6 protein-coding genes are annotated in these 4,844 nt (G+C 61.8%); all 6 read left to right on the top strand.

Annotated features, from left to right (window positions below):
- Positions 1-100 precede the first annotated feature (100 nt).
- Genes CHU93_RS00170 through CHU93_RS00195 form a run of 6 tightly spaced genes read left to right on the top strand, consistent with a single transcriptional unit; the run spans position 101 to position 4,721 of the window.
- On the top strand, positions 101-472 hold the full coding sequence (locus tag CHU93_RS00170; RefSeq protein ID WP_094472214.1) for a hypothetical protein: 372 nt from the start codon (positions 101-103) through the stop codon (positions 470-472).
- Entirely contained in the window at positions 469-1,329 is an 861-nt protein-coding gene (locus CHU93_RS00175) for an ATP-grasp domain-containing protein (protein WP_094472215.1), read from the top strand. The genes CHU93_RS00170 and CHU93_RS00175 overlap by 4 nt, the downstream gene beginning before the upstream one ends.
- Positions 1,326-1,907: a hypothetical protein gene (locus CHU93_RS00180; RefSeq protein ID WP_133064238.1), complete on the top strand. Its 582-nt coding sequence runs from the start codon at positions 1,326-1,328 to the stop codon at positions 1,905-1,907. Before CHU93_RS00175 ends, CHU93_RS00180 begins: the two co-directional genes overlap by 4 nt.
- A gap of 49 nt (positions 1,908-1,956) precedes the next feature.
- Positions 1,957-2,553, top strand: coding sequence for a hypothetical protein (locus CHU93_RS00185; protein WP_094472217.1), 597 nt, complete (start codon positions 1,957-1,959; stop codon positions 2,551-2,553).
- A complete protein-coding gene (locus CHU93_RS00190) occupies positions 2,540-3,448 on the top strand; it encodes a serine hydrolase (protein ID WP_165768528.1) in 909 nt (302 codons plus the stop codon). Before CHU93_RS00185 ends, CHU93_RS00190 begins: the two co-directional genes overlap by 14 nt.
- Complete coding sequence (locus CHU93_RS00195) at positions 3,438-4,721, top strand: DMT family transporter (protein ID WP_133064239.1); 1,284 nt, start codon at positions 3,438-3,440, stop codon at positions 4,719-4,721. Before CHU93_RS00190 ends, CHU93_RS00195 begins: the two co-directional genes overlap by 11 nt.
- Positions 4,722-4,844: the final 123 nt, after the last annotated feature.

The following is a 4,844-nucleotide window of genomic DNA, read 5'->3' on the forward strand; positions in this document are numbered from 1 at the left end:
AACCCGAAATCACCCGGCCGGTGAATAATCCGGGCTAGAGCGCTGGATCGACGCGTGGGACGCGGACGCGCATCATCATGTGGTCTATCGGCAGGGCCAAATGGCGGCGGCGTTCCGCTTCACCATCCATGCGATCATCGACGACCTGCCTGACCGGCCGATCTACGGCAAGTTGATCGATGATTTGCCTGCACCCATCGCCTGGTTCAGCCGCCTCGTGGTCGATCCGGCTTTTCGCGGGGCCGGGCTATCGTCGGGTCTTGACTCGCTCGCGGCAAACGAGCCCTTTCGCCACGGCGCGCGAAGCATTCTGGCAACGGGGGGCAGCGTTGCCGCAAACAGGTTCCGGCACGAGGTGATGCTTCGCCATGGCTGGGCGTTCCTTGGCGAGGCGCTCGGCATGATCGATCTGCCGATTGTCCCCGCAGGCCCGCCGCGCATCTATGCCCGATTTCTGACGGAGGCCACATGACCACCCTCTATGCCCTGCACGAGGGCGAGGCAGGCGGTGCGAGGGCGCGCTGTGACATTATTGCCAAAGCCTGCGCGCGGGCCGGGATCGGGTTCAGAGCGCTCGACAGCCTGACCTGCGACTATCTCAACCTGCCGAGGCTCCGGGCGGGCGACATACTGTTCAATACCGGGCGGGGCAGCGTGCGATTGGAAACGCTCCTATGGCGCGAGGATATCGGCACATTCCGCACCTGCGGAGCGCGTTGGTTCACCAATGGCGGGGATACCACCGCCTATTGCGCCATGCTCAGCCGTGACGGATTCCCGGCCCCGCGCACCTGCCACCGACTGCCAGCCAGCAATGAGAATCTGCCTGCCATCGTTGAATCGCTCGGCGGTTTTCCGCTGGTGATCAAGGCCGGCGATGGCACGCTCGGGATTGGCGTGATGATCGTGGAGTCCATGCGCTCGCTGCGGTCGGTGCTGGATTTCCTGCGCACGACCGGGCGAGAGTTTATCCTGCGCGAGTATATCGCGCCGCACCATCTGGCACGGCTGGTGGTGCTGGGTGACAGTGTGATCGGATCGCTGAAATACGCGATCCACGAGGATGATTTTCGAGGGCTACCCTATCGCGAAGGCGGGCAGCAGATGCGCTTTGGCCCCGATATCGAAGCGCTCGCGATCGCGGCCGGGACGGCGTGCGGCCATGCCTTCACCGGGGTCGACATCATCATCGATCAGGCCGGTCAGCCCTTCATTCTCGAGGTCAACCCGCCCTCGAACTTCGTCGCGCTGGAGACCGACATGGGCATTCCGGTGGGCGACATGATCGTCGAATATCTGATGGATGATGCAAGGAGGAAATCGAGATGAAACGAGCATTGATCTTTTTCGGCCTTACCGCGGCGGCGTCGACGGCGTTCGCGCAGGCGACAATGCAGCCTAATCCGCCGCCTGCGTCCGAGAATACGGCTGTTCCCGAGTGGAGCGAATGGACGACGAAGCGTGGTCACTTCCAGTTTCAGCTGCGCGCAGAAGAGGCCGGGCCGGGGGTCATGCGGGTGCGCATGCGTATCCGCCCCGACGTTGAGCGGATTGCCCGAGAGCCAAGCTATCGCAACGAGATCTACTATCTCGAGTATTTTCAGGCGATCTCGCCCCAATACACCGGCAATATGGGCGACACCTCGATCCAGCGTCCGCGCCGCTTGAAATTTCCTGCCAACGCGCCAGCCAGCTGCATCTATGAGGAAGAGATGATTTTTGCGACCAACGGCACCGGCAGTATCTTCATGGATCACAGCATTTCGCCCGAACCGATGCAACGGATCGATGACCGGCTGGTATCCGCTTTCCAGTCGGTCCTCGCCTTCGACGGCAGCCATATCGGGCCAGGCGCTGTCGTGCGCTTCAGCGGCGTTGATCTTGGAAGCTTCAAGCCGGTTTGCTGATTACAACGGGCGGCGAACCTACTCATGATTACAAGATGGGGGCAAATGCATGCCGACCAGCGTGAACATTCTGGAATTGTCGGATTTCAGCCTTGCAGAACAACAACATTTCGGGCGCGCTCGCGATATTCTTGCATTGGCTGTCAACTTCCCGTCGTTTCGGGATCGGGTGCTTACGGCCCCTTACAAAGAGACCTACTTCCGTCTTGAGGGCGGCCGAAGAATCTCATTGAAGCCAACCGAAATCGTGCAGATCATAAGCGACGGGATCGAGCGAGGAACTGCAGCCGATGGTATCATCGACATTTCCATCAGAAAGGATCCAACCATCGAAGAGCCTGTGGTTGGCTCGACAGTCCCGGGCAAACTACCTTGGCGAACGGGCTCCTGGTTCATCGAACGTTGCACCACAGCCGGTGACACTATCAGCCCGGCGCGCCACATGATCCACGAATGGCTGCATGTCGCGGGGTTCGTGCACAAGCGCCAGAATGGCTATCGCAATGATGTCGCATACCTGGTCGGCGATGTTGTTCGCGGAATCCTTCGCGAGATAGCAGCGCAGAAGAGCGACCATCAAATCTCGGAGGATTTGGGCATTGCAGCAGCGCTGGACAGGAGCCTTGAGCATCTTGGAGAAGATTGACGCCCTGTTCCGTCGCCACACCCGCCTGCACCACCTTTACCTTCGCGATCTTCGCGATGGGCGGGAATGGGAGATCGGGACGCGGCGTCGCTATCCGATCGGGTCCTGCTTCAAGCTGGCGCTGGTGATGGCGGTGTTCGATGCGCTCGATGTGGAGGAAATGGATCGCCTGGTCACTATCGCCCCCGAACAGCATGTGAATGCTGGCGGGGTCATCAAGCTGATCGATAGCGCGATCAGCCTGACCCCGCACCAGATGTGCCAGCTGGTTCTGACCGCGTCGGATGCGACCGCGACCGACATATTGATCGCGCGGGTCGGGCTGGACGCGGTTGACCGGGTGCTGCGGCGGCACGCGCCGGATTCGCATCTCGCTTGCAACCTCGCCGATATGGTCGACGCATTTCGCGCGATGCCGGAATCCGCCACCTGCAAACAACGTGACTGGACGCAGGAAGCGTTGGCAGACTACGTCGACCGGGTAGCAGCCCTGGGGTCAACCCATCCGCGCGATCTGGCGGAGCTGGCTCTGGCGACGTGGGGTTATCAGGCAAAACTGGAGCTCCGAGATCATTATCGGCGATGTCTTGATAATCGGGCGCGAACACTTTTGCGAAGCGCGATGTTTACAGGGGCGTGGTTGATCTCAAAGAGCGGGTCGCTCGGCTATACCTTTTTCATCAATGACACTGGCCTGATTTTCGAAGAGTGTGATGATCGACCAGTCGCCATTTTCGGATGGTGCGCCGCAGGCAGCCAGCTCCCCGCCTTCTTGATGGAGACCATCGGCGGCGAGATCGGCCTGCTCATGCTCGATACGCTCGGAATTGAACGCCCGTTCTCGGCTGACTGGACCGCGGCGGGATCGGCGATGGTGCACGGGCTTGAGCGCTAACCCGCCCCTTGCGCCACCGCGCAGCGACCCGCGAACCGGGCTGCTGTGGATGGTGGGTTGCGCGGCATTCTACACGGCCGAGACCACGCTGATCCGCTGGATCGGTCCGGGCTGGCCTGCGCCGGTCACTCTGCTGTGGCGCGAGGTCTCTGCGATCGCACTGCTGCTGCCCTTTGTGGTGCACCAGCGCGGCAAACCGCTGCGCACCCGGCAATGGCGTTGGCTCACCTTCCGCTCACTTACGGGCACGGCCGGTTTGATCCTCTCGATCTATGCGATCGCGCGGCTGCCGTTGGCGACCTCGACCACCCTGTCCTTCACACGCCCGCTGTGGATCATGGTCATCGCGTGGCTGGCGCTCGGGGAGCCATTTGGCACGCGCAAAGTGGTCGCACTGGTTCTCGGCATTGTCGGCGTTCTCTGGATCGCCCAGCCTGCCGCCGCCTTGCCCGATCTGTCTGCTGCTGCCGCCAGCATCGGTGCAGCCCTGTTGTTTGCGGCAAGCATCGTCAGCATCCGCTTCATGACCGCCACCGAAACGCCGCTGACCATCATGTTCTATGGTCAGGTGCTCGGCCTTGCCTTCACCGCGCCGCTGGCGATCTGGTCCTGGAGGGCTCCGGCCGGTTTCGAGGCTCTGATCCTGCTATCCGTCGGCGTGCTCGGCCTCGGCACGATGGCGTGCCACGTGAAGGCCCTGCAAGCGGCGGAGGCATCAGTGGTCGGGCCCTATGAATACCTCCGGCTCCCCTTTGCCATGCTTGCCGGACTCGTCTTGCTAGGGGAGGTGCCCGGCTGGATCGGTCTGGTCGGGGCCGGCGTGATCCTGTCAGCTGCGCTGGTCGCCGCAGGCAAGGGCAGGATGCAGGCGGGAAGCGAAGAGCCCAAGCCGGAGGAGGACGAAGAATTCCACCTGCCCCCGGATGCGGATTGGACCACCAGGCGTATCCGGGCGGTTTTCGAGGAACAGCTGCGCGCCGAAGTCGCCTTGGCGGCCGCACACATGCGCGATCCCTACTGGACCGACAACCGCACCGGGCACAACATCGGCCATGATGAACTGGCTGCGGTTCGTTTCATGGAGAGCATCTCGTTGGAACCAACTGCGGAGGAGAATGACGACCCCGAACTTTACGCAGGTTGGATACTCAGGCAGCTTGACGTGGTTGCCGAGCGTTTCCGCAAGTATGCACCGGACCCGGATGGCTATGGCATTGCGACTATAGGGACAGTCAAGCGCAACCTGCGCCAGATCCTGATGCGCGGCGAATGAGCGCGATGGCTTCGGACGATATCCTGATCATCCAGCACCTCTGGACGCGCTGGTCGAAGGCATCGCGCGGGGCCAATGCTGCAAGATCGTGTCCCACGGCGTGGTGTAGCTTATTGGAGCTCC

The organism is Sandarakinorhabdus cyanobacteriorum (genome assembly GCF_002251755.1).
Classification (GTDB): domain Bacteria; phylum Pseudomonadota; class Alphaproteobacteria; order Sphingomonadales; family Sphingomonadaceae; genus Sandarakinorhabdus; species Sandarakinorhabdus cyanobacteriorum.

Coding starts and splice junctions, on each gene's coding strand:
- CHU93_RS00170 (WP_094472214.1), top strand. CDS start 101: ATGGCGGCGGCGTTCCGCTTCACCATCCATGCGATCATCGACGACCTG.
- CHU93_RS00175 (WP_094472215.1), top strand. CDS start 469: ATGACCACCCTCTATGCCCTGCACGAGGGCGAGGCAGGCGGTGCGAGG.
- CHU93_RS00180 (WP_133064238.1), top strand. CDS start 1,326: ATGAAACGAGCATTGATCTTTTTCGGCCTTACCGCGGCGGCGTCGACG.
- CHU93_RS00185 (WP_094472217.1), top strand. CDS start 1,957: ATGCCGACCAGCGTGAACATTCTGGAATTGTCGGATTTCAGCCTTGCA.